At 72.9% G+C, this 23306-nt stretch carries 20 protein-coding genes; 12 read left to right on the plus strand and 8 right to left on the minus strand.

All coding sequences use genetic code 11. From position 1 onward, the window contains the following. Window positions 1-23: 23 nt before the first annotated feature. The 8 genes from OIE49_RS19230 (at window position 24) to OIE49_RS19265 (ending at window position 8453) form a co-directional block, all read left to right on the plus strand. Entirely contained in the window at window positions 24-1001 is a 978-nt protein-coding gene (locus OIE49_RS19230) for an alpha/beta hydrolase (RefSeq protein ID WP_326803389.1), read from the plus strand. Then, window positions 994-2211 carry an acyltransferase family protein gene (locus tag OIE49_RS19235; protein ID WP_442812253.1) on the plus strand — a complete coding sequence of 406 codons (1218 nt, stop codon included), beginning with the start codon at window positions 994-996 and terminating at the stop codon, window positions 2209-2211. The genes OIE49_RS19230 and OIE49_RS19235 overlap by 8 nt, the downstream gene beginning before the upstream one ends. Then, window positions 2211-3629, plus strand: a complete 1419-nt coding sequence (locus tag OIE49_RS19240; RefSeq protein ID WP_326806273.1) for a sensor histidine kinase — start codon at window positions 2211-2213, stop codon at window positions 3627-3629. Before OIE49_RS19235 ends, OIE49_RS19240 begins: the two co-directional genes overlap by 1 nt. Next, entirely contained in the window at window positions 3626-4300 is a 675-nt protein-coding gene (locus OIE49_RS19245; RefSeq protein ID WP_326803390.1) for a response regulator transcription factor, read from the plus strand. Before OIE49_RS19240 ends, OIE49_RS19245 begins: the two co-directional genes overlap by 4 nt. A 102-nt stretch (window positions 4301-4402) precedes the next feature. After that, entirely contained in the window at window positions 4403-5758 is a 1356-nt protein-coding gene (locus OIE49_RS19250; protein WP_326803391.1) for a sensor histidine kinase, read from the plus strand. Then, the gene (locus tag OIE49_RS19255; protein ID WP_326803392.1) at window positions 5755-6429 is read left to right on the plus strand and encodes a response regulator transcription factor; all 675 of its coding nucleotides are present in this window, start codon (window positions 5755-5757) and stop codon (window positions 6427-6429) included. The genes OIE49_RS19250 and OIE49_RS19255 overlap by 4 nt, the downstream gene beginning before the upstream one ends. Window positions 6430-6525: 96 nt before the next feature. After that, a complete protein-coding gene (locus OIE49_RS19260; RefSeq protein WP_326803393.1) occupies window positions 6526-7755 on the plus strand; it encodes a cytochrome P450 in 1230 nt (409 codons plus the stop codon). Window positions 7756-7856: 101 nt separating this feature from the next. Next, window positions 7857-8453, plus strand: coding sequence for a Uma2 family endonuclease (locus OIE49_RS19265; protein ID WP_326803394.1), 597 nt, complete (start codon window positions 7857-7859; stop codon window positions 8451-8453). Window positions 8454-8462: 9 nt separating this feature from the next. Here the strand turns inward: OIE49_RS19265 and OIE49_RS19270 are convergent, their stop codons facing one another. Continuing rightward, entirely contained in the window at window positions 8463-10076 is a 1614-nt protein-coding gene (locus tag OIE49_RS19270; protein ID WP_326803395.1) for an ABC transporter permease, read from the minus strand. Then, window positions 10073-11020, minus strand: coding sequence for an ABC transporter ATP-binding protein (locus tag OIE49_RS19275; RefSeq protein ID WP_326803397.1), 948 nt, complete (start codon window positions 11018-11020; stop codon window positions 10073-10075). Before OIE49_RS19275 ends, OIE49_RS19270 begins: the two co-directional genes overlap by 4 nt. A gap of 110 nt (window positions 11021-11130) precedes the next feature. Here OIE49_RS19275 and OIE49_RS19280 point away from each other — a divergent pair, with 110 nt between their 5' ends. Continuing rightward, window positions 11131-11628 carry a GbsR/MarR family transcriptional regulator gene (locus tag OIE49_RS19280; RefSeq protein ID WP_326803398.1) on the plus strand — a complete coding sequence of 166 codons (498 nt, stop codon included), beginning with the start codon at window positions 11131-11133 and terminating at the stop codon, window positions 11626-11628. 33 nt (window positions 11629-11661) lie between these two features. Here the strand turns inward: OIE49_RS19280 and OIE49_RS19285 are convergent, their stop codons facing one another. Beyond that, window positions 11662-12525 carry a diacylglycerol kinase family protein gene (locus tag OIE49_RS19285; protein WP_326803399.1) on the minus strand — a complete coding sequence of 288 codons (864 nt, stop codon included), beginning with the start codon at window positions 12523-12525 and terminating at the stop codon, window positions 11662-11664. Between the two features lie 197 nt (window positions 12526-12722). Here OIE49_RS19285 and OIE49_RS19290 point away from each other — a divergent pair, with 197 nt between their 5' ends. Beyond that, on the plus strand, window positions 12723-14006 hold the full coding sequence (locus OIE49_RS19290; protein WP_100568429.1) for an adenylosuccinate synthase: 1284 nt from the start codon (window positions 12723-12725) through the stop codon (window positions 14004-14006). An 83-nt stretch (window positions 14007-14089) separates the two neighbouring features. Here OIE49_RS19290 and OIE49_RS19295 read toward each other — a convergent pair whose 3' ends face one another. From OIE49_RS19295 to OIE49_RS19310, 4 genes are all read right to left on the minus strand, one after another. Then, window positions 14090-14740 (minus strand): hypothetical protein, encoded by a 651-nt coding sequence (locus tag OIE49_RS19295; RefSeq protein WP_100568430.1) that lies wholly within the window; start codon window positions 14738-14740, stop codon window positions 14090-14092. Window positions 14741-14819: 79 nt separating this feature from the next. Continuing rightward, window positions 14820-17249, minus strand: coding sequence for a dolichyl-phosphate beta-glucosyltransferase (locus tag OIE49_RS19300; protein ID WP_326803400.1), 2430 nt, complete (start codon window positions 17247-17249; stop codon window positions 14820-14822). Further along, entirely contained in the window at window positions 17246-17947 is a 702-nt protein-coding gene (locus OIE49_RS19305) for a GntR family transcriptional regulator (RefSeq protein WP_326803401.1), read from the minus strand. Before OIE49_RS19305 ends, OIE49_RS19300 begins: the two co-directional genes overlap by 4 nt. A 111-nt stretch (window positions 17948-18058) precedes the next feature. Next, the gene (locus tag OIE49_RS19310; protein ID WP_326803402.1) at window positions 18059-19417 is read right to left on the minus strand and encodes an aspartate aminotransferase family protein; all 1359 of its coding nucleotides are present in this window, start codon (window positions 19415-19417) and stop codon (window positions 18059-18061) included. A gap of 216 nt (window positions 19418-19633) precedes the next feature. Between OIE49_RS19310 and OIE49_RS19315 the strand changes: the two genes are divergently transcribed. Further along, window positions 19634-21940 (plus strand): serine/threonine-protein kinase, encoded by a 2307-nt coding sequence (locus tag OIE49_RS19315; protein ID WP_326803403.1) that lies wholly within the window; start codon window positions 19634-19636, stop codon window positions 21938-21940. Between the two features lie 6 nt (window positions 21941-21946). Here the strand turns inward: OIE49_RS19315 and OIE49_RS19320 are convergent, their stop codons facing one another. After that, the gene (locus OIE49_RS19320) at window positions 21947-22696 is read right to left on the minus strand and encodes an SLATT domain-containing protein (protein ID WP_326803405.1); all 750 of its coding nucleotides are present in this window, start codon (window positions 22694-22696) and stop codon (window positions 21947-21949) included. Between the two features lie 255 nt (window positions 22697-22951). On the opposite strand from OIE49_RS19320, the gene OIE49_RS19325 reads away from it, so the two are divergent. Then, window positions 22952-23296, plus strand: coding sequence for a YbaB/EbfC family nucleoid-associated protein (locus OIE49_RS19325; RefSeq protein WP_326803406.1), 345 nt, complete (start codon window positions 22952-22954; stop codon window positions 23294-23296). The last annotated feature ends 10 nt before the right edge of the window (window positions 23297-23306 follow it).

A 23306-nucleotide genomic window follows, 5' to 3' on the forward strand; every position in this document is an offset into this window, starting at 1 on the left:
CGGGCCCGAGTCCCGGTCCGGGGGTGACGCCCGGCGTCGGGGCCGGGGCCGGCAGATGGCGTCGGGCGCTGCTCGCCCTTCTCGTCACCGGCGCCCTCGTGGTACCTCTGTCGGCCGCCGCCCGGCCTCGAATTCCCGCGCCGGCCCCGGCGACTCTCGCACCCCTGACCGGGACCACCCTCGACGCCTCCTACGGGGCGAACCGCGCCGACGCCGCCCGCGCCGCCGACATGGCCGCGGCGCACGGCGACACGCACCGGGCGGCCGTGGACCGGGCGCTGGCGTCGCCCTCCCGTCACCTGCTCTCCTTCGACGGACGCGGCTCCGGCCGCGTGGCGGAGGTGTTCGGTGACCTGGCGCACGCCGACCGCACAGCGGTCCTCGTCCCGGGTTCCGACACCTCCCTGGACACCTACGACCGCTTCCGGAAGGGCGCGCTCGCCCTGTACCAGGAGCTCGGCCGCGAGGCCGCGGCCGGTGCGCGTCCGGCGGTCGTCGCCTGGCTCGGCTACGAGACACCGGGCACGGTCAGCACCACGGTGCTCACCACGGGCCGCGCCGAACAGGCGGCCCCCGGCCTCAGGGAACTGATACGCGACCTGCGTGCCGTGGCGGGCCGGGCGCCGCACATCACCCTGGTGTGCCATTCCTACGGTTCGGTGGTGTGCGGGCGCGCCGCGTCCGGCCTGGACGTGGACGACATCGCCCTCATCGGCAGCCCCGGCACCGGAGCGGACTCCGTGCCCGCGCTGCACACCCGGGCCCGCGTCTGGGCGGCCCGCGGCGACGGCGACTGGGTGGCGAACGTGCCGCACGTCCGCGCCGAACTCTTCGGCACGACCGTCGGCCTGGGCGCCGACCCCATGGACCTCGCCTTCGGCGCCCGCAGGTTCACGGCCGGAAGCGGCGGCCACAGCGCCTACTTCACCCCCGGCTCCCTGTCCCTCTCGAACCTGGCCCGGATCGTCCTGGGCACCACGAACGAGGTGCAAGGTGACTGACCGCCTTTCCGCAGCACTCACCCGCGTACGAGCCTTCGCGCACAGCCTCCACGTCCGGACCCCGCCGCAGCGGGACCGTGCCGTGGACGCCCTGCGGGCCCTCGCCATCCTCGGCGTGGTCCTGGGGCACTGGCTGGTCACGGCCCTGGTCGCGGATACCCGCACCCAGCCCCGCCCCACCCTGCACACCGCGAGCCCCCTCCACTACATGCCCGCCCTGGTCCCGGTCTCCTGGGCGTTCCAGACCCTCGCCGTGTTCTTCCTCGTCGGCGGGCACGTCGCCACCCGCAGCCACCTCTCGGCCCGCGCCCGCGGCACCGGCTACCGGCAGTGGCTCCGCGCTCGCCTGTCCCGGCTGTTCGGGCCGGTCGCGGCCGTACTGGCCCTGTGGACGGTCACCGCCGTCGCCCTCCTCCTGACCGGTGCGGACCTCGACACGGTCCGCACCCTCGTGAAGCTGGCCCTGTCTCCCCTGTGGTTCCTCCTGGTCTTCGCCGTACTGACGGCGGCGACCCCCCTGCTCACCCGGATCAGTCCCCTGTGGCCCCTGGCCGTCGTCCTGCACGTGGACCTCCTCCGCTTCGGCCTCGGCGCCCCCTCCTGGCTCGGCTGGCTGAACCTGCCGGCCGGCTGGCTCGTGCCGTACACCCTGGGCGCGGCCTGGACCCGCGGCGAGCTGGACGGCCGCCGCGCGGGCTGGACCCTGCTGACCTGCGGCGCGGCGGCGACCGCGGCCCTCGTCGCCTGGGCGGGCTACCCGGCGTCGATGGTCGGCATACCGGGGGACGCGGTCTCCAACCTCAACCCGCCGACACTGGCGACCGTCACCTTCGGCCTGGCCCAGTGCGGCCTGGCCCTGCTGCTGCGCGAGCGGCTGCGCCACGCGATGTCCCGCCCGCTCGCCTGGGCAGCGGTGGCGCTGGTCAACCTCTCCGCGATGACGATCTTCCTCTGGCACCAGACGGCCCTGATGGCGACCACCGCCATGGGCCTCCTCGCGGGCCGCCTCCCGGGCCTGCACACGCTTCCCGACGGCCCCGGCTGGGTGGCGGCCCGGCTGGCCTGGCTCCCGGTCTTCGCCCTCGCCCTGGCCGTCTGCTGGGCCGCTTTCCGCACCTGTGAGCAGGGCGGTGACCGGCGCCGTTCCCGGGTGGTGCGGACTCATCGCCCCGGGACGGCCCCCGCACCAGACCCTAGAGTGGGCGCGTGATGCGATGGCAAGGCCGCGTCAGGCACGGACTGCGGGTGCTGCGCGACGACCTGTGGACCGCGCGGCAGGACCCGCTGCCCCCGTCCGTCTGGCTGCGCTGGCTGCCGCACGGCATCGTGTGGCTGGCCGCGTTCGCGGTGCTGCTGGGCGCCTCGGGCCACCTGTGGAGCGGCGCGCGGCTGGCCTTCGGGTACGCCTTCCTCGTCGCGCTCGGACAGGCCGGTGCGATGGTGCTGGCCCTGTGGCGGCCCATCCCGGCGTGGTGGCTGTCCATGGCGGCCACGCTGCTGGGGGCGGTGGCCCTGCACGGCCTGCTGGTCGCCGGCGATCTGCAGGGCTTCACCTGGCCCTGGACCACGTCCGGGATCATCGCCCACCTGTTCGTCCTGCTGCTGCTCGCCCTGCGGGTGCGCACCCGCGTCGCCGTGGAGGCGCTGGCCCTGACCGCCCTGGTCACCTACGTCCTCCAGGGCGTGTGGGGCGCCCCGCGCTACGAGCCCACCGGTGTTCTCGCGCTGGTGCTGTTCGCGGTCGTGGTGGTGCTGGGCACCGCCCTGCACGGCCGCCGCGAGGCCCGTGCGCAACTGGTGCAGCAGACCACGCTCACCGCGGAGGAGCGGGCCCGCCGCACGCTTCTGGAGGAGCGCAGCCGCATCGCCCGTGAGCTGCACGACGTGGTCGCCCACCACATGTCGGTGATCTCCATCCAGGCGCAGGTGGCACCGCACCTCACACAGGACCCCTCGCCGGAGCTGAAGGAGAACCTCGACGGCATCCGGCAGAACGCGCTGGAGGCGCTCGGCGAACTGCGCCGGGTGCTCGGCGTGCTGCGTTCGGAGAACCCCGAGGACCCCTACGGCCTGGGCGACTCCGGCACCCGGGCCGCCCCGGACGCCCCGCAGCCCACCCTCGACCGCCTCGGCGCCCTCGTCGAGAACACCCGCGCCGCCGGTCTGACGGTCACCATGGACGTCGAGGACTCGCGGCGTGAGCAACGGCCGTATCCGCCGGCCGTGGAGCTGTCGGCGTACCGCATCGTCCAGGAGGGCCTGAGCAACGCCCTGCGGCACGCCCCCGGGTCGACGGTCCGCGTGGAGGTCGGCCACGTGCCCGACGGCCTGTTCCTGAGCGTGGTCAACTCCCGGCCCCGGCGGCCCGTCCAGCCCTCCCCGGGCGCCGGGCACGGCCTGCTCGGCATGCGCGAGCGGGCGACCATGCTGGGCGGGCACGTCACGGCCGTCAGGACACTGCACGGCGGCTTCGCGGTCACCGCCTTCCTCCCCCACGACGGCATCGTGCCCGTGACCGGGATCGGCTCGCCCCGCCTGCCCGTCATCTACTCCGACCCGCCCGACATCCCCGTCGTCCACCTCGAACCGCCCGGCTCACCGTCCCCGACAGGAGAGGACACTCCATGACGAGCGGCAGCATCCGCGTCCTCATCGCCGACGACCAGCAGATGGTGCGTCAGGGGTTCACCGTGCTGCTCAACGCCCAGCCGGACATCGAGGTGGTGGGCCAGGCGGTGGACGGCCTCGACGCCGTCGCCAAGGCTGCCGAGGCCTCCCCGGACGTCGTCCTCATGGACATCCGCATGCCCGAACTCGGCGGCATCGAGGCCACCCGCCGCATCACGACCGCCACCCCGGACATGAAGGTCCTGGTGCTCACTACCTTCGACCTGGACGAGTACGTGTACGAGGCGCTGCGCGCCGGCGCGTCCGGCTTCCTGCTCAAGGACGCCTCCGCGGACCAGCTCGCCGAGGCGGTCCGGGTGATCGCGGCCGGAGACGCGCTGCTGGCACCGGGGATCACCCGCCGGCTGATCGCGGAGTTCTCCCGGCTGAAGGACGCGCCGCGCGCCCCGCTGAAGTCCCGCGTCGGTGTGCTGACCGAACGCGAGACGGAAGTGCTAGCCCTGATCGCGCAGGGCCTGTCCAACGCGGAGATCGCCCGGCATCTCGTCGTCGCCGAGCAGACCGTGAAGACCCACATGGGCCGCATCCTGGTGAAGCTGGGCCTCAGGGACCGCACTCAGGCGGCGGTGTTCGCCTACGAGTCGGGACTGGTCCGCCCCTCCGGGTACTGATCGCGGACGGCGGGGCGATACCCGTAGTACTTGAGGCGGACCGTGAAGGACCCCTCTCACAGGGGACGACCGCGACCACCGCCTGCGCCTACCGTTTTCAGCGTGACCGAGACGACGCAGACGCAAGCGACGCCGCCGGACGGCGCCTTCAGCCCGCACAAGCCACGCAGCCCGGAGTACAAGTTCGCCGAGAGCGCTCTGCGCGGGCTGCGGCAGGGCCTGTTCCACGACGCCTTCGCCTACCGTCCGCTGCGGCCCGCGGGTGTCGACGGCCCGCTGATCCGGCGGCTGCCGGACCGCCTGCGTGCCTACGCGGCCTGGAGGCGGCACGCCGTGGTGGTGGCGGCCGGCCTGCTGGCGCTGTTCGTCGGCTGGGCGAACGGGGCGGCCCCGGTAGCGGGTCTGCTGGCCCTCGCCCCGGTGCTGCTCACCCTGACCCGCCCGGTCGGAGCGTTCTGGGTTTCCCTGATGGCGGCCACGGCCTCGTCGTGGTTCGTCGGCACCCCCTCGGACTGGCCGTGGCAGCCCGGCAGTTACATCGCGCACCTGACAGTGCTCACGGTGGTGGCGATACGCACCCGGCCGCGCACGGCGGCATGGATGTGGGCGGCCACCGCTTTCTACGCCCTGATCCCCAACGCGCTGTTCGGCCACACCTACGGCAACAACTCGGCGCCGCTGCTGGTCCTCTCCGCGCTCATCCTCCTCGCCGTCACCGTCTGGCACATACGCAAGGAGGCCGAGCAGGAGGTGACCGCCCAGCAGACGGTGACCGCGCACGAGCGCTCCCGCCGCACCCTGCTGGAGGAGCGCACCACGATCGCCCGTGAGCTGCACGACGTCGTGGCCCACCACATGTCCGTCGTCGCCATCCAGGCCGAGGCCGCACCCTACCGGGTGGAGAACCCGCCGCCGGAGCTGGAGAAGGCCTTCGCCACCATCCGGGAGAACGCGGTGGCGGCCCTCACCGAACTGCGCCGCGTCCTCGGTGTCGTCCGCGCGGAGGACTACGAGGCCCCCGAGGCCCCGCAGCCCACCCTCGCCGACCTCGGCACCCTGCTGGCGAACGTGCGGGAGGCCGGCCTGGCGGTGGACAGGACCACGATGGGCGCGGTGCGCGAACTCCCTCAGGGAGTCGAGCTGTCGGCGTACCGGATCGTCCAGGAGGCACTGAGCAACACCCTGCGGCACGCGCCCGGCGCGAGCGCCCGCGTCGAGATCGGCTACGTCCTCGGCGGGCTGGCCCTGCGCATAGTCAACGGCCCGCCGCCCAAGCCGTCCCTCCTCAAGCCCTCGCCGGGATCCGGGCACGGCATCACGGGCATGCGGGAGCGGGTGTCGATGCTCGGCGGCGAGATGACGGCGGGCCCGGCCGACGACGGCGGATACGAGGTGGCGGTGTTCCTGCCGGTCGCCACCGTGACCGATCCCGCGGACGACGACGAGGCCGGCGCATGAGGACGGGCACGATCCGGGTGCTGGTCGCGGACGACCAGATGATGGTGCGCGAGGGCTTCTCGGTCCTGCTGAACGCGATGCCGGACATCGAGGTCGTCGGCGAGGCCGTCAACGGCCGCGACGCGGTGGAGCGGGTACGCGAACTGGCCCCGGACGTCGTCCTGATGGACATCCGCATGCCGGAGCTGAACGGCATCGAGGCGACCCGGGAGATCGTCGCCGCGGACGGTACGGCGAAGGTGCTGGTGCTGACCACGTTCGACCTGGACGAGTACGTGTACCAGGCGCTGCGGGCCGGGGCCTCCGGGTTCCTGCTCAAGGACGCCTCGGCGCGGCAGCTCGCCGACGGGGTGCGGGTGGTGGCGGCCGGCGAGGCGCTGCTCGCCCCCTCGGTCACCAGGCGGCTGATCACGGAGTTCTCGAAGCTGACCGAGCCCCCGCGGCTGGCGGCCACCGCGCGGGCGGCGTACGGGGAGCTCACCGAGCGGGAGACGGAGGTGCTGGTGCAGATCGCACAGGGCCTGTCCAACGCGGAGATAGCGGAGCGGCTGGTGGTCGCCGAGTCGACGGTCAAGACCCATGTGAGCCGCGTCCTGGTCAAGCTGGGCCTGCGGGACCGCACCCAGGCGGCGGTGTTCGCCTACGAGGCGAGACTGGTCACACCCGGGTGAGCCGCCCCCGGGCCGTTGTCGGCCGGGGGCGCGCCGCACGGGGCCTGCGACCGGCACCCCTGGTCGGATCAGGGGTGGCCGGGCTAACGTCCGGTCATGTCTGGTCTTTCTGGTCCTTCCGGCCTCGCCTTCGACCCGTGGGACCCGGCGTTCCTCGCCGACCCCTACCCGGCCTACGCCGAGCTGCGCGCGCGGGGCCGCGTGCTCCACTACGAGCCGACCGACCAGTGGCTTGTTCCGCACCACGCGGACGTCTCGGCGCTGCTGCGGGACCGGCGGCTGGGCCGGACGTACCAGCACCGCTTCACGCACGAGGACTTCGGCCGTACGCCGCCTCCGCCGGAGCACGAGCCGTTCCACGTCCTCAACGACCACGGGATGCTCGACCTGGAGCCGCCGGACCACACCCGGATCCGGCGTCCGGTGTCGAAGGCGTTCACGCCGCGCACGGTGGAGCGGCTCAAGCCGTATGTGCACGACCTGGCGGGCGAGCTGGTGGCCGCACTGGTGGCGGCGGGCGGCGGCGACCTGCTGAGGGACGTGGCCGAACCGCTGCCGGTGGCCGTGATCGCCGAGATGCTGGGCATCCCCGAGTCCGACCGGGCGCAGCTGCGGCCGTGGTCGGCGGACATCTGCGGGATGTATGAGCTGAACCCGTCCGAGGACACGGCGGCGAAGGCGGTACGGGCGTCGGTCGAGTTCTCCGACTACCTGCGGGAGCTGATCGCCGAGCGCCGCAAGGAGCCGGGCGAGGACCTCGTCTCGGGGCTGATCGCCGCGCACGACGAGGGCGACCGGCTGACCGAGCAGGAGATGATCTCCACGGCCGTGCTGCTCCTCAACGCCGGTCACGAGGCGACCGTGAACGCCACGGTCAACGGCTGGTGGGCGCTGTTCCGCAACCCGGAGCAGCTGGCGGCCCTGCGCGCGGACCACTCCCTGATCCCGACCGCGATCGAGGAGCTGATGCGCTACGACACCCCGCTCCAGCTCTTCGAGCGCTGGGTGCTGGACGACATCGAGATAGCGGGCACCACGATCCCGAGGGGAGCGGAGATCGCCATGCTCTTCGGCTCGGCCAACCACGACCCGGCGGTCTTCACCGACCCCGGGCACCTGGACCTCACCCGCCGGGACAACCCCCACATCTCCTTCAGCGCCGGCATCCACTACTGCATCGGCGCCCCCCTGGCCCGCATCGAACTGGCCGCCTCCATGGCCGCCCTCCTGGACCGGGCCCCCACGCTCACCCCGACCACCGAGCCACGGCGCAAGCCCAACTTCGTGATCCGCGGACTGGAGGGGCTGAACGTGACGGTGGGCTGACGCCCGCGCCCGGTTCACCTGTTCGGCTGATCTCCGTACCAGTACGTCCGGTCCTGATCGAGGACTCGCCATGCTGGTGTCGGCCTGCGAGAGGAGGCAGCATGACGGTTATGGCGCAGCACACGTCGTCCCAGATGTCCGTGGAGGAGTTCGAGGAACTCGCCGCACACGTGGCCGAGAGGTTCGACGCCGTCAGGTTGGAATTCGTCAACGGACGGGTCGGGATCAAGGGCATGACGAACGGCAGTCACGGTGAGATCGCCATGTGGTTGGTCTTCCAGTGCAAGCATGCTCGGCCCGATCTCACGCTCAACACCACTGGTCAGGGGCTGAAGGTCGAGGCGTACCGGAACGGGCGAGCACGGCCCGACGCCGTGCTCGCCCCGGTGGGCCACTTCAACGGACAGGGCGAATGGGCCGCCCCCGACGGTGTCCTGATGGTTGTCGAGATCACGTCGTACGACTCGGACACCCATCGTCGCGACCGAGTCGAGAAGCCCCAGGCATACGGCGAGGCCGGCATCCCGGTCTACCTTCTGATCGACCGCGACCGACTGAAGATCGTCGTCCACAGCGACCCGGACCCGCGGATCGGCTACCACAACGTCCGCGTCGTGGAACTCGGCGAAAGGACGACCCTCCCCGAACCTCTCGGGTTCGAACTCGACACCGAGGACCTCACGGGGTACGTCGACTGAGCCGGAGGCTCAGCCGGCGATGTCCCGTCTGCGCAGGCCTGCCAGTCCTGCGGTCACCAGGAGTGCCGTGAGGGCGAGCAGGGTGGCGACCGGGGCCCACTCCATCCGGCCGCCCGGCAGCTTGGGGAGGTGGCCGAAGGGGGAGAGGTCCAGCACGAGCTGGGGGACGTTCAGGGCGGGACCGATCCAGCCGATCAGCAGGACCGCTCCGGCCACGCCCCACGCGGCCACGGCGCCCCGCGGCAGGACGCCGTAGAGCAGGACGGCGATGCCGCCGATCACCCACACCCCGGCCACCTGCACGAGGCACGCGCCGAGCACCGGACCGGCCTGCTTGCCGTGGCCGATCGCGATGCCCGCTCCGGCCAGGAGCATGAGCAGGGCGGAGCCGCCGAAGGCGATCAGCAGATGCCCCGCGGCCCAGCGCAGCCGGCCCACCGCGCCCGCCAGTACCGGCTCGGCGCGGCCGGAGGTCTCCTCGCCGTTCAGGCGCAGCACGGACGCCACGACGTAGAGCGCGGCGACCAGGCCCAGCATCCCGGACATCGCGGCGAGGAACGCGTCCGTCATGCCGGACTGACCGCCCATCCGCTGGAAGATCTCCCGCGCCTTGGCGTTGTCGCCGACGAGCTGGGCCGCGCCGTCCGCCATCCCGCCGTAGACGACTCCGGCGACGAAGAAGCCGGCGCTCCAGCCGAGCACGCTGCCGCGTTGCAGCCGCCAGGCCAGCGCGCCCGCCGTGGCGAGGCGGCCCCGGGCCGGTCCCGGCCTGGTGGGCAGGAAGCTCATGCCGATGTCCCGGCGGCCGGCGAGCTCGTAGGCGATGCCCGCCTGGAGGGCGGTCGCCGCGGCGAACAGCAGCAGCACCCACCAGCGTTCGGCGGCGAAGGGGCGCAGGTCCTCCAGCCAGCCGAGCGGGGACAGCCAGGTCAGCACGGACGAACCGTCGTCCGTCCCCGAGTCGCCCGCGGCCCGCAGCACGAAGGCGGCGCCCAGGACGGCGGACGTCAGGCCCCGGGCCAGCCGGGCGCTCTCCGTGAGCTGGGCGACGATCGCCGCCATCGTGGCGAAGACCATGCCCACGCCCGCCACCCCGAGCCCGAGGGCCAGGGAGCCGGCGGCTCCCCGCCCGGCGAGACCGGCCGTGATCAGCAGGGCCAGGGCCGCGTTCGCGACCGCCGCGGCCAGCAGCGCCGCCGTCAGCGGTGCCCGGCGGCCCACCATCCCGGACGACACCAGTTCCTGCCGTCCGCTCTCCTCCTCGTCCCGGGTGTGCCGGACGACGACGAGCAGACTCATGACGGCGGCGAGGGCCCCGGCGTACACCCCCACCCGCCAGGCCGTCAGCGCGCCCAGCGAGTCGCCGAACACCGGGCCGACCATGGCGCGCAGGGAGGCGTTCGTCGCCATCTGGCGCACCAGCTCGGCGCGTTCGGCCGGGGTGGCGTAGAGGCCCTTGAGCGTGCCCGGCATGGACAGAACCATCAGCGCGTTCACCGCGACCCACACCGGGATCATCACGCGGTCGCGGCGCAGGGCGAACCGCAGCAGGGTGCCGGTGCCGGCCAGGTTGCGGGAGCGTCCGGCGGGCACGGCGGCGGGCGTGGAGACGGCGGCGGTCATCGCGCCACCTCCGCGGCTTCCGCGCCGGTCCCGGAATTCGCCCCGGCCTCGGTCTCGTCCTGGTAGTGCCGCAGGAACAGCTCCTCCAGCGTCGGCGGGGTGGAGGTCAGCGACCGCACGCCCGACTCGCTCAGCGTGCGCAGCACCTCGTTCAGCTTGTCGGTGTCCACCTGGAGGCGGACCCGGCGGCCCTGTACGTCGAGGTCGTGCACGCCGGGCAGCAGGGAGAGCCCGCTCGGCGGTCCGGCCAGTTCGGCGGTGACGCTGGTGCGGGTGAGGTGGCGCAGGTCGGCGAGGGAGCCGCTCTCCACCGTGCGGCCGTTGCGGATGATGCTGACCCGGTCGCACAGCTCCTCGACCTCGCTGAGGATGTGGGAGGAGAGCAGGACGGTGCGGCCCCGGTCGCGTTCCTCGGCCACGCACCGCTGGAAGACCTCCTCCATCAGCGGGTCGAGGCCCGAGGTCGGCTCGTCCAGGATCAGCAGGTCGACGTCGGAGGCGAAGGCGGCGACCAGGGCGACCTTCTGCCGGTTGCCCTTGGAGTACGTCCGCCCCTTCTTGGTCGGGTCCAGCTCGAAGCGTTCGACCAGCTCGTCCCGGCGCCGCCGGTCGAGGCCTCCGCGCAGCCTGCCGTACAGGTCGATGACCTCACCTCCGGAGAGGTTGCGCCACAGGGTCACGTCGCCGGGCACGTAGGCGATCCGGCGGTGCACCTCGACCGCGTCCGCCCAGGGGTCGCGGTCCAGCACCCGCGTGGCGCCCGAGTCGGCGCGCAGCAGGCCGAGCAGGACCCGGATGGTGGTGGACTTGCCGGCGCCGTTGGGGCCGAGGAAGCCGTGCACCTCGCCGGCGGCGACGTTCAGGTCGAGGCCGTCCAGTGCCCGCGTGCCGCCGAACGACTTGCACAGGCCGGACACCTCGATGGCGCAGTTTGCCTTGGTCATGCTTTGGAACGTACGTGAATTTCACAAATTTGTGAAGTTAAGGAAGCGTATAAAAGCAAGGTTAGACTCGAAGGTGGTGTCCGAACAGGAGAGCAGGGGAGAGGTCCGGGATGACGGAACGGGACGCGGCGGTGGAGCGGGACCCCGAGGTGGTGTCGCAGTTCGTCGAGCACTTCGCGGCCCAGCTCGTCGAGGCGGGCGTGCCGCGCATGCCGGCCCGGGTCTTCGGTGCGCTGCTCGCCTCCGACGCCGGCGCCCTGACCTCAGCCGAGCTCGGGGGCCAGTTGAAGATCAGCCCCGCGGCCGTCTCCGGCGCGGTGCGCTACCTCGCCCAGGTGCACCTGGTCTCCCGCGAGCGGGAGCCCGGCTCGCGGCGGGAGCGCTACCGGGTCCGCAGCGACCAGTGGTACGAGGCGCTCACCAGCCGTGACGCGCTCATCAAGCGCTGGGAGGAAGCCCTGCGGGACGGCGTGGCCAGTCTGGGGGCCGAGACCCCGGCGGGACGCCGGCTGGCCGAGACGCTGGCCTTCTTCGAGTTCATCGAGCAGGACGTCGCCGGAATGATGGAGCGCTGGCGCCGCTACCAGGAGGAGAACTCCCGCGGATGACCCGGCCGGGCGCCGGCCCGCCCGCCGGCGGCGTCACCCCGGCACCGGCAGCGTCAGGCCCCACGCCCCCTCCACGACCCGCCACGTCCGCGTCCGTACCGGTCCCGACACCACCGTGTCCGCCCGGTAGCGGAAGCCGGCTCCCGAGACGGTCACCGTGCGACCGTGGGCCAGCAGCGGCGAGGCCTCCGCGCCCACCGACAGCCGCCGCACCTCCACCTCGGCCTTCCCCGTGCCGCCGCCCGGCGTGACCGAGACCGCCTCCACCGGCTGCTCCAGGTCCACGACCGTCTCCCCGTCGACCTCCACCCGCAGCCGGGAGGGGCCGGGCCCGGCGATCACCGTGGCCCTCGGCGGGCGGCTCACCAGCGTCCGCACGAGGGACTGGCAGGTCCGCAGCCAGGGATGCCCCGCCCCCGGCGGGACCGCCGCCGACCCCGCCGGATCCGCATGCCGCGAGGAGACCGGCGGGATGCGCAGCGTGCCCAGCACCACGCCGTCACTGTCGTCGACGAGCAGGTCCAGCCGCCGCTCAGCGCCCTCGAGTACCGCCCGCGCCGCCGCCACCGGCCCCGTCGGCACCCCCAGCGAACGGGTCAGCGACAGGGCGCCCCCGACCGGAACCACCGACAGGGCGCATCCGGCCAGCTCCCGCTGCCGGTGCAGCGCCGACACCGCCCGCAGCAGCGCCCGGTCGTCGCCGACCACCACCGGCCGCCGCGAGCCGCGCCGCGCCAGCGCGCGGGTGAACTCCTCCGGACCGTCCGGCAGGCACACCTTGGTGGCCGCACCCGCGCTGAGCACGTCTTTCGCGATCCGTACGGACTCACCGTCCGTCCTCCGGGCGACCGGGTCGATGACCACCAGCAGCTGATCGGACGTCGGATAGGTCGCCACCTCGGTCCTGCCTCGCTTCCTCGGGTAGCATCTTTGTGCAAGAGCCCCTTTGCGCTATTGCGCCAGGGGCTTCGTCTATTCCGGGGCATCCGGTCCGACGGTTGAGCGGCCGACGACGGTCGTGGTGCACGCGGCGGTGAACCCTCCGCGTACGCCCCTGACCCTGGACATGCCCCGCCCGGAAGGGGTGTACGCGCGTGCCCGCACTTGTGCTGCTCGGTGCTCAGTGGGGTGACGAGGGCAAGGGGAAGGCCACCGACCTGCTCGGTGGTTCGGTGGACTATGTAGTGCGATACCAAGGCGGAAACAACGCCGGTCACACCGTCGTCGTCGGTGATCAGAAGTATGCACTGCACCTCCTCCCTTCCGGAATCCTCTCGCCCGGTTGTACGCCGGTGATCGGCAACGGTGTGGTCGTCGACCCGTCGGTCCTGCTCTCCGAGCTGAGCGGTCTGAACGAGCGGGGCGTCGACACGTCCAAGTTGCTGATCAGCGGCAACGCCCACGTCATCACGCCGTACAACGTCACCGTCGACAAGGTGACGGAACGCTTCCTCGGCAAGCGGAAGATCGGCACCACGGGCCGGGGCATCGGCCCGACCTACGCGGACAAGATCAACCGCGTCGGCATCCGGGTGCAGGACCTGTACGACGAGTCGATCCTCACCCAGAAGGTCGAGGCGGCCCTCGACGCCAAGAACCAGATCCTCACCAAGCTGTACAACCGCCGCGCGATCGCCGTGGACCAGGTGGTCGAGGAGCTGCTGGGCTACGCCGACCAGATCAAGCCGTACGTCGCCGACACGGTCCTGATCCTCAACCAGGCGCTGGACGAGGACAAGGTGGTCCTCTTCGAGGGCGGCCAGGGCACGCTGCTGGACATCGACCACGGCACGTACCCCTTCGTCACCTCCTCCAACCCGACCGCGGGCGGTGCCTGCACGGGCGCCGGCGTCGGCCCGACGAAGATCAGCCGCGTCATCGGCATCCTCAAGGCCTACACCACCCGCGTCGGCTCCGGCCCCTTCCCGACCGAGCTGTTCGACGAGGACGGCGAGGCGCTGCGCCGGATCGGCGGCGAGCGGGGTGTGACGACGGGCCGCGACCGCCGCTGCGGCTGGTTCGACGCGGTGATCGCCCGCTACGCGACCCGGGTCAACGGCCTGACCGACTTCTTCCTCACCAAGCTCGACGTCCTCACCGGCTGGGAGCAGATCCCGGTCTGCGTCGCCTACGAGATCGACGGCGAGCGCGTCGAGGAGCTCCCCTACTCCCAGACCGACTTCCACCACGCGAAGCCCGTCTACGAGTACCTCCCCGGCTGGCAGGAGGACATCACGAAGGCCAAGACCTTCGGCGACCTCCCGAAGAACGCCCAGGCCTACGTCAAGGCCCTGGAGGACATGTCCGGCGCCCCGATCTCCGCGATCGGCGTGGGCCCGGGCCGCGACGAGACGATCGAGATCAACTCGTTCATCTGACGCGTCCCCCTTCCGGGAGACGCGACGGGACGGCCGGCGCGGTGAATCCGCCCGGCCGTCCCGCGTCCACCTCCGCCTCGGCCTCAGCTGAAGACGATCATCGAGCCCTGGGCCAGGCTCCGCGTGGCCGCCGCGTGCAGGCCCAGCCACACGTGGCGTTCGCGCGCGAACGGGCTGGGGTCGTAGGGGGCGGGTGCGGCGGGCTGTTCCAGCTCCGTGGGCGCGGACGGCGGTTGCGGGGCCGCGGGCGGGTTGGCCGGGTCGATGCCCAACGACGGTGCGACGTGCTCCAGTTCGCGCAGCAGGGCCTGCGAGGAGCCCAACGGGCCGCCACCGGCCAGGAGTTCCTCGTTGGACAGCGGGTGCGGGAAGTCCAGCGGGACGTAGGCGCCGGCGTGGTCGTAGTGCCAGACCAGGTGGGACTGCTGGGCCGTCGACTCGAACATCTCCAGCAACTGCTCGTAGTCGCCGCCCAGTTCGTCGACCGGGGTCAGCGGCAGGCCGCAGACCTGGAGGAGGTGGGCGCGGCGCAGGAAGTGCAGCGCGTCGTAGTCGAAGCCGGCCACCGGCGCCACCTCCCCGGACAGGCCGGGCATGTACTGGTACACCGGCACCGGTGGAAGCCCGTTTTCGGCGAGCACCTTGTTGTACTGCGCGAGTTCCTCGGCGAACGGGTTGTCCGGGGTGTGGCACAAGACGTCGACGAGCGGTACCAGCCACAGGTCACAGGCCAAAGAGGGCTCCTCGGGGAGGGCAGGACGTTAGCGTGTTCGGTGGTCGAAGAGTGTAGAAGCCTAGTCGGTACGGAGCCGCTCAGCTCACCTCGTGCAGGTCCCATACCCATACCCCGCCGGTCCACGTGCCCGGACGGCCCACCAGCTTCGTCACCGCGTCCCGCAGCGGTTCCTCGTGCGGCTGGGGTGCCAGCACCAGGACACCGGCGTGCCAGTCGGCGAAGTCCCGCCGCGCCTGGGCCTGCCAGTCCTTGCCGATGGCCGGTACGGACCCGGTGTAGCTCACGTCCCGCAGCAGGTTGGAGGTGTAGCGGGGAACGGCGCCGTAGATGCCGACGCGGTCGGGTCCGTAGGGGCCGTTGAAGTAGCCGCCGGGCAGCTTGAAGCCGAGGTGGGCCGCGGTCTGCCAGTGCAGGGCCTCCGCGTTGCCCGGGTCGGGCAGCGGGATCGGCACCAGGGACTCGCCGTCGCGGACGTAGGACTTCCACTGGCCGGCCGTGATGAACTCCGGAACCGGGACGCGGTCCTCGGCCTTAAGCGGCGCCGGGACCAGCGGCAGCAGCGCGAGACAGACGGCCAGCAGGCCGCCGTAGAGCGTGCCGACGCGGCCGGTGGCGGTGGTCCTGGCGACGGCGATCGCCAGCAGCATGCCCAGCGCCGGGGCGCAGATCATCGCCACGCGGCCCTCGATGACCGATTCGAACAGCGGCAGATGCGCGAGCGGCGCCCACGGGCCGGGGTAGACCGTATCGGTCAGCGGGACGCGGAACTTCGGGCCCAGGGACAGCAGGGCCGCGGTGGCCGTCGTGACCGCCAGCGCCTTCACCAGCGCGTGCTCCCACAGCCGTACGGCGATGCCGAAGGCGAGCAGGAGCAGCGGCCAGCCGTAGAAGGCGTTCTGCTCCGTGGGGTTCAGGGAGAGCGCGTTCGCCTTCTGGGCGTCGCCCGCGAACAGGGAGCGCTCGGCGAACGAGATCAGGGCGAGCGGGCTGTTGCCGGCGTTGTCGCCGTGCAGCACGCTCTTGTAGCTCTGCGGTCCCGCGAACTGCCAGTACAGCGGGTAGGCGACGATCGGCAGGCACACCGCCGCGGCGATCAGCAGTCCCTTCAGCAGGGGCCGCCAGGCCGCCCGCGCGACCTCCCGGCGGACGAGCCCGTACGCGGCGGCGAACAGGGCCATGCCGATCGCGGCGAGCAGCAGCGGCTCCTCGCCCAGGAAGATCTGGTACGCCGTCATCAGCCCGAGCACGATCCCGTCCCGCCGCACCCGGGCGCCCTCGGCCAGGCGCAGCGCCCGGTCGACGATCAGCGGGATCATGAACAGGATCACGAAGTTCGGGTGCGCGTTGGCGTGGCTGACCATCGGCGGGGCGAAGGCGGCCAGGCAGGCGCCGGTGAAGGCCGCGCCCCGGTGCCGTACGACCCGCTTGACGATCAGCCAGTACCAGGCGGCCGCTGTGGCCGCGAGCCCCAGGGTCATGCAGACGCTCAGCGAGAGCGCCGGACCGAGGGCCAGCGTGAGCGGGGCGAAGGGCACGGACATCCCCAGCATGACCGTGTTGGCCATGAGGTTCACGCCGTCCGGGAAGTTCTGGAGGTCGGTGAACAGGGGGTTGCGCAGATGGGCGACGCTGTCGGCGGTGACCGCGAAGAACCACTCCCACTGGTTCTGGTCCTGGAGGGAGTCGGGGAGGTAGCGGTGGCCGGGGTCGACGAGGCGGCCCGAGTAGAGGGTGACCGCCATCAGCAGGAACAGCGCGCCGGCGAACAGGTCGGCCGGGCGGACGGAGCGGGCCTTGAGCCGGCCCAGTTCGGCGAGGACCCGCAGGTAGTCCAGCGGGGCGACCTTCGAACCGGACTGATGGGCCCAGCGGACCGGCACCTCGGCCACCGGCCAGTCACGGCGGCGGAAGTGCTGGAGGACCTCCACGTCTATGCCCCAGCCGCTCAGCCTGGAGGCGGCGAAGGCCTCGCGGGCCTGGTCGCCCTCGAAGAGTTTGAAGCCGCACTGGGTGTCGCGGATGCCGGGCACCGCGACCCGCCGTATCAGGAAGTTCCCCGCGCGGCCGAGCAGTTCGCGCACCCGGTGCTGGCGTCTGGCTATCGTCGCGCCCGGCACCGAGCGGGAGCCGATCGCGGCCGCGCCGCCCTCGCCGAGCGCCTTGTCGAGCTGTTCCAGTTCCTCGATGGGGGCGGCCAGGTCCGCGTCGGTGACCAGCACCCGGCGGCCGTGGGTGGCGGCCACCCCGAGGCGCAGGGCGTGGCCCTTGCCGCGGTTGCGGTCGCCGGCGACCAGCCGGACACGCGGGTCCCGGCGGTCCGTGACCAGGCCGCCGGTGCCGTCGGTGGAACCGTCGTCGGCGACGACGACCTCCCACGAGCCGAAGCGGTCCTCGTGTTCGGCCAGATACGCGGTGACCGCGTCGAGGGTGGGGCCGAGGCGCCGTTCCTCGTTGTAGGCCGGGATGACGACGGACAGGTCGACGGTCCCGGTGACGGTCCCGCTCATGCGGTGGCCAGCCGCTCGACGAGAGCGAGGTCGTGCGCGTTGTACGCGGCGACGACCGCCCGGGCGGCCGGGGCGTCGCCCCTCGCCATGGCGTCGACGAGTTCGGTGTGGGAGGACCACAGCAGGCCGCGCAGATCGCCGCGGCGGCGCAGGTGCTGCACCGCGCACACCCAGAACTGCACGCGCAGCCGGTTGAGGAAGTCGGAGAGGTACGGGTTGCCGAACAGGGCGCCGAGCTCCCGCCAGAACCGCAGGTCGTAGCCGATCAGGACGGTCAGGTCGCCGGCGGTGGCCGCGCGCTGGGCCTCCTCGCCGCGCCGCCGCACCCCGGTGAGTGTGGCCTTGACGTAGGGGTCGTCGGGCCGGCGGAACTCCTGGGGCGCCGAGACGGCGGCCTGGAACATGCCGTCGGTGATCAGGGCACGGGCCTTGATCATGTCGTAGAGGTCGTGCAGCGAGTACTCGCGCACATGGAAGCCGCGGTGCTGGTCGGCCTCCAGCAGGCCCTGCGCGGACAGGTCGACGAGCGCCTCGCGCACCGGGGTCGCGGACACCCCGTACTGCTCGGCTATCTCCTTGACCGTGAACTCCTGCCCCGGCTGGAGCCGCCCGGCCAGCACCTCGTCCCGGAGCGCGTCCGCGATCTGCTGCCGCAGGGTGCTGCGCGTCACGGCGCCGTTGCCGCTGATGCCGGGCATGGTCGGGGCGTCTCCTTGCGCGTGCGGGTGGCGTACTCGTACGTCCATGTCTACGAGCACGCCACCTTACGCGTTCGCGATGCCTCCGAATCCGGCTCGTCGCGGCCCGCGCTACTGCACGGTGTGCTCGTCGGCCACGGCCAGCGCGGTGTCCAGCGCCGCCAGGCCCTCCTTCAGCTCGGCCTCGGTCGCGTTGCACGGCGGGACGACGTGCGTGCGGTTCATGTTGATGAAGGGCCACAGGCCGTTCGCCTTCGCGGCGGCGCCGAAGGCCGCCATGGGGGCGTTCGCCTCACCGGCCGCGTTGTACGGCACCAGCGGCTCGCGGGTCTCGCGGTTCCTCACCAGTTCAAGGGCCCAGAACATGCCCGTGCCGCGCACCTCGCCGACGCTCGGGTGCCGTTCGGCCAGCTCGCGCAGCCCCGGCTCCACGACCTCGGCGCCGAGCCGCTTGGCGTTCTCGACGACGCCCTCCTCGGTCATCACGTTGATCGTCGCGACGGCCGCCGCGCACGCCAGCGGGTGCCCGGAGTACGTCAGGCCGCCGGGGTAGGCCCGCTTGCCGAAGGTCTCCGCGATCTTCCCGGAGATGGCGACGCCGCCCAGCGGCACGTATCCCGAGTTCACGCCCTTGGCGAAGGTCATCAGGTCCGGCACGACGTCGAAGAGGTCCGCCGCGAACCACTCACCGGTACGCCCGAAGCCGGCCATGACCTCGTCCAGGACGAAGACGATCCCGTACTTGTCGCACAGCTCGCGCACCCCGGCCAGGTAGCCGGGCGGGGGCACCATGATCCCGGCGGTGCCGGGGATGGTCTCCAGGATGATCGCGGCGATGGTCGCCGGGCCCTCGAAGGCGATCGTCGCCTCCAGGTGCTCGAGGGCCCGCGCGCACTCCTGCTCCTCGGTCTCGGCGTAGAACCGGGAGCGATAGAGGAACGGCGCCCAGAAGTGCACCACACCCGCCGAGCCGGCGTCCGACGCCCAGCGCCGCGGGTCGCCGGTGATGTTGATGGCCTGCTGCGTGCCGCCGTGGTACGAGCGGTACGCCGAGAGCACCTTGGGGCGCCCGGTGTGCAGCCGTGCCATGCGCACCGCGTGCTCGACGGCGTCCGCGCCGCCGTTGGTGAAGAAGATCTTGTCCAGGTCGCCCGGTGTCCGCTCGGCGATCAGCCGCGCCGCCTCGGACCTGGCCTCGATGGCGAACGCCGGCGCGAACGTGGCCAGGGTGGCGGCCTGCTCCTGTATCGCGGCGACGACCTTGGGGTGCTGGTAGCCGATGTTGGTGAAGACGAGTCCGCTGGTGAAGTCCAGGAAACGCTTGCCGTCGTAGTCCCAGAAGTAGGACCCTTCGGCACCGGCCACGGCCGGCGGGTCGATGAGGTCCTGGGCGGACCAGGAGTGGAACACGTGCGCCCGGTCCGCGGCCTTGACGACTGCGCCGGCTTCGGGATTCGGCTGAGGGGTCATGCGGCCGAGGGTAAACGGCATGGGCGGGGGCGCGACATCGGCGCCCTGTCTGTGGACGCGGGGTTTTAGCGACAGGTTGTCGGGAGGGGGACCGCGCGGGTCGGACCTGTTACGGAACCGTAGACGCCGGGTCGCCCGGCCGTCCGGGCCGCCGCACTATTCTCGGTCTGACGCACAGGAGCCGTATCGGGGGATATCGGGGGAGGCGGTTCGGCGATGCAGAGGCTGGGGCCGGGCGATCCGCAGAGAATTGGCGCGTACCGGCTGCTGGCGCGGCTCGGGGCCGGCGGCATGGGGCAGGTGTTCCTGGCCCGGTCGGACCGGGGGCGGACCGTCGCCGTGAAGCTGGTGCGGCGGGAACTGGCGCAGCAGGAGGAGTTCCGGGCGCGGTTCCGGCAGGAGGTGCGGGCCGCGCGGCAGGTCGGCGGGCACTGGACCGCGCCCGTGCTGGACGCGGACACCGAGGCCGCCGTGCCGTGGCTCGCCACCGGGTACGTCGCCGGGCCGAGCCTGCAGCGGGTCGTCGGACGCGACCACGGCCCGCTGCCCGAGCGGTCGGTGCGGATCCTCGCGGCCGGGCTGGCGGGCGCGCTGAAGGACATCCACGCCGCGGGTCTCATCCACCGCGACCTCAAGCCCTCCAACGTGCTGGTGACGATCGACGGGCCGCGCGTCATCGACTTCGGCATCGCCCGGGCCCTGGAGACCGTCACGGAGGGCGGGCTCACGCGGACCGGCGCGCTGGTCGGCTCGCCCGGGTTCATGGCGCCCGAGCAGGTGCGCGGCGACCGGATCACGACCGCGTGCGACGTGTTCTGCCTGGGCTCGATCCTCGCGTACGCGGCGACCGGCGTGCTTCCGTTCGGCGGCGTCGACAGCGGAGTGCACGCGCTGATGTACCGCATCGCCGAGAAGGAACCCGACCTTCAGGCGCTGCCCGAGGGCATCGCCGACCTCGTCCGCGCCTGCCTGAGGAAGGACCCGGCGGCCCGTCCCACCGTGGACCGGATCATCCAGCGCACCGGCGCCGAGGACACGATCGCCGACGGCCGCCTGCGCGACCCCTGGCTGCCGGGCGCCCTGGTCGCCCAACTCGGCCGCCACGCGGTCCAACTCCTGAACGAGGAGAACCCGGAGAACCCGGAGGACACGGGGGACCCGGGGGAGACGCCGGACACGCCCCCGTCGTCCGGCGCGCCGGGCGTCCCCGGGCCCGTGCGAGGGGCACCCCCTGTCCTCACCAAGCAGCCGCCGGGCCCCGGGGTCCAGGCCCCGGGCGCCGCCGAGGCGGCGGGGGAGCCCCAGGCGCCTGCGGCCCCGGAGCCGGGCACGCCCGGTCCCGCCGCGCCCGACGCTCACGAACCGTCCGGCGCGCCCGGAGTTCCCGTAGCCCCTGGGTTCGCACCGGGGGCGCCTGCCGCCGGGACCGCTGCTTCGGGCGTGCCCGGCCCTCACGGGACGTCGGCGTCGTCCGGTGTGTCCGGCGGGCCGGGAGCCGGTGGGGCTCCGGGCGCGCCGGGTCCTTATGGCGCGCCTGCGTCGTCCGGCACGCCCGGGGCACCCGGCGCTGCTTCGGCCGCGCCCGGCTCTCATGGGGCGTCGGCGTCATCCGGTACCCCCAGTACCTCGGGAGCAGCCGCCGCTCCAGCCGGGTTCGGAGCTGTCGGGGCTGCTCCTCCGGGTGCGCCCGGCCCGCACGGGCCGTCCGTCCCGCCCGGTGCGTCCGGCGCTCCGCCACCGCCGGCTCCCGGCCCGTACGGCTACCCCCACCAGCACCCGCACCCCGCCGCCTACGGGTATCCCCAGCAGCACCCGCAGGCCGGGCATCACCCGTACGGCGCTCTGGGCCGGACTCCGGGCCGGACCCCGCCGTACGGGCCGCCTCCGGTCGGCTCGACGCCGTCGTACGGGCCGAGTCGGTTCCCGGAGCGGGAGCCGCGCCGCAGCGGTCGCTCCACCGCGGCGCTCGTCGCGGTGGCCCTGGTGGTGGCGCTCGGCGCGGGCGGTTCCGTGTACGTGCTGATGCGCGGCGGCGGTGACAGCGACCACAAGGGCGGCGCGCCCGGCCCGACGCCGGCCGTCAGCGCGTCCACGCACGACGCCACCGGCCCCGACGGTTCCGACCCGTCCCCGGAGGCCTCGCAGCAGTCCCCGTCCCCGTCCGACGGCGCGGTCCCGACCGGCTACCTCGGCAGCTGGACGGCGACGATCGACAACGCCTACGGCTCGAACAACCGCCGGCTCACCATCACCCAGGGAGACGTGGGCGACAGCGTGCTCACCCTCGTCGCCGACGGCCCCATCGACAGCGGCGGCACCTACCACTGCGTGTTCGAGGCCCGGCTCACCCGGCGGCCGGGCGACGGCGGCCCGCTGGAGATCGGCCCCTCCGTCGTGACGAGCGGGCGGCAGAGGGAGGGGTGCAACCCGGGCGCGGCCACGCAGGTCGTCCTGCTGCCGGACGGCACGCTCCAGCGCGTGAACACCGGCACCGGGGAGAAGCTGACGTACACCAGGCAGTGACCGGAGTCAGCGTGGTTCAGGCGGTCGCTGCCGGGGCATGTTCGGCCGTGCGGCGCCCGGCGGCAGCGGCAGGCGCCCGTGCCCGCCACCCGGCTCGGACCGCCCGGCGGTCCCGGGCCCCGCCGCCTGGAGCCCCATCGGCGCCGAGCCGATACGGAACTCCACCATCCAGTCCGCCGTCTCCGTGCGCACCAGCTCCGTGACGTCCTCCGAGAACCGCCGCAGCACCCCCAGGCACCGCTCGGCGGCCTCACCGGCCGTCCCCTCCGCCGGGCCCAGGACCTCCCGTACGTTCTCGGACGCCCAGTCGAACTGCAGCGCCTGCAACCGGCGCTGCACGGCCTGCGCGGTCGCCACGTCCCGCATCCACCCCGCCGTCACCCCGAAGTACCGGTCGATCCCCACACACGCCACGCACAGCAGCAGCGCCACATACCCCCACGGCGCCGCGCCCCCGGCCGCCCCGGTCAGATCGAGCAGCGGCAGCGCCGCCCCGGTCACCGCCCCCACCGCGGCCCCGACCCGCAGCGCACGGGCCCCGCGCCGCTTCCACACCCGCTCCCCGAGATACCAGGCCACAGTCTGCAGCGCCCCCCGCTCCACCCAGCGGTACAGCTCGTCCAGCCGCTGCGCGGGCTCGCCCCAGTCGCCGAGCGGGAACGGCCGCCCGGTCAGATCGCCCGGCCGCAGCCCGGCCGCCCCGTCGCCCCGCCCGTCCTGCGGCGGACGCTCGGGCTGCATCTCCGGCTGACCCACCCGGCACTCCCTACTGATCACGGTCCGTGACGCTGGCTCACACGCCGGACCCTTCCTACCCCCCAACGGGTGGCGAGGCGCCTGGGAGCACGGCTTTTCCGCTCGTAAGAGGGCCTTGATCAGGTACAGGGCTCATCCAGGACTCATTCGAAAGAGTGGCGGGGCGCTGCCTGCCCGGACCACGTAGGCTCGTGCCAGCGGGGAACCGGTCCCTCGGCCCCCGCCCGGACAGCCGTACGAGAGCAGGAGCTGATCGTGATTCCCGGTGGTGGCCAGCCCAACATGCAGCAGCTGCTCCAGCAGGCCCAGAAGATGCAGCAGGACCTTCAGCGGGCCCAGGAGGAGCTGGCGCGGACCGAGGTCGACGGGCAGGCGGGCGGCGGTCTGGTGATGGCCACCGTCACCGGCGCCGGCGAGCTGCGCGCGCTGAAGATCGACCCCAAGGCGGTGGACCCGGAGGACACCGAGACCCTCGCCGACCTGATCATCGCCGCCGTCCAGGCGGCCAACGAGAACGCTCAGACCCTCCAGCAGCAGAAGCTCGGTCCGCTGGCCCAGGGCCTGGGCGGCGGCACCGGAATCCCCGGGCTGCCTTTCTGAGAAGGCCGCC

It is taken from the genome of Streptomyces sp. NBC_01788, assembly GCF_035917575.1.
In the GTDB taxonomy this organism is placed as follows: domain Bacteria; phylum Actinomycetota; class Actinomycetes; order Streptomycetales; family Streptomycetaceae; genus Streptomyces.

What these genes read in the sequence shown, in the direction of transcription:
- OIE49_RS19240 (WP_326806273.1), top strand. Translation starts at nt 2,211, where the DNA reads ATGCGATGGCAAGGCCGCGTCAGGCACGGACTGCGGGTGCTGCGCGAC.
- OIE49_RS19245 (WP_326803390.1), top strand. Translation starts at nt 3,626, where the DNA reads ATGACGAGCGGCAGCATCCGCGTCCTCATCGCCGACGACCAGCAGATG.
- OIE49_RS19255 (WP_326803392.1), top strand. Translation starts at nt 5,755, where the DNA reads ATGAGGACGGGCACGATCCGGGTGCTGGTCGCGGACGACCAGATGATG.
- OIE49_RS19260 (WP_326803393.1), top strand. Translation starts at nt 6,526, where the DNA reads ATGTCTGGTCTTTCTGGTCCTTCCGGCCTCGCCTTCGACCCGTGGGAC.
- OIE49_RS19265 (WP_326803394.1), top strand. Translation starts at nt 7,857, where the DNA reads ATGACGGTTATGGCGCAGCACACGTCGTCCCAGATGTCCGTGGAGGAG.
- OIE49_RS19270 (WP_326803395.1), bottom strand. Translation starts at nt 10,076, where the DNA reads ATGACCGCCGCCGTCTCCACGCCCGCCGCCGTGCCCGCCGGACGCTCC.
- OIE49_RS19275 (WP_326803397.1), bottom strand. Translation starts at nt 11,020, where the DNA reads ATGACCAAGGCAAACTGCGCCATCGAGGTGTCCGGCCTGTGCAAGTCG.
- OIE49_RS19280 (WP_326803398.1), top strand. Translation starts at nt 11,131, where the DNA reads ATGACGGAACGGGACGCGGCGGTGGAGCGGGACCCCGAGGTGGTGTCG.
- OIE49_RS19300 (WP_326803400.1), bottom strand. Translation starts at nt 17,249, where the DNA reads ATGAGCGGGACCGTCACCGGGACCGTCGACCTGTCCGTCGTCATCCCG.
- OIE49_RS19305 (WP_326803401.1), bottom strand. Translation starts at nt 17,947, where the DNA reads ATGCCCGGCATCAGCGGCAACGGCGCCGTGACGCGCAGCACCCTGCGG.
- OIE49_RS19310 (WP_326803402.1), bottom strand. Translation starts at nt 19,417, where the DNA reads ATGACCCCTCAGCCGAATCCCGAAGCCGGCGCAGTCGTCAAGGCCGCG.
- OIE49_RS19315 (WP_326803403.1), top strand. Translation starts at nt 19,634, where the DNA reads ATGCAGAGGCTGGGGCCGGGCGATCCGCAGAGAATTGGCGCGTACCGG.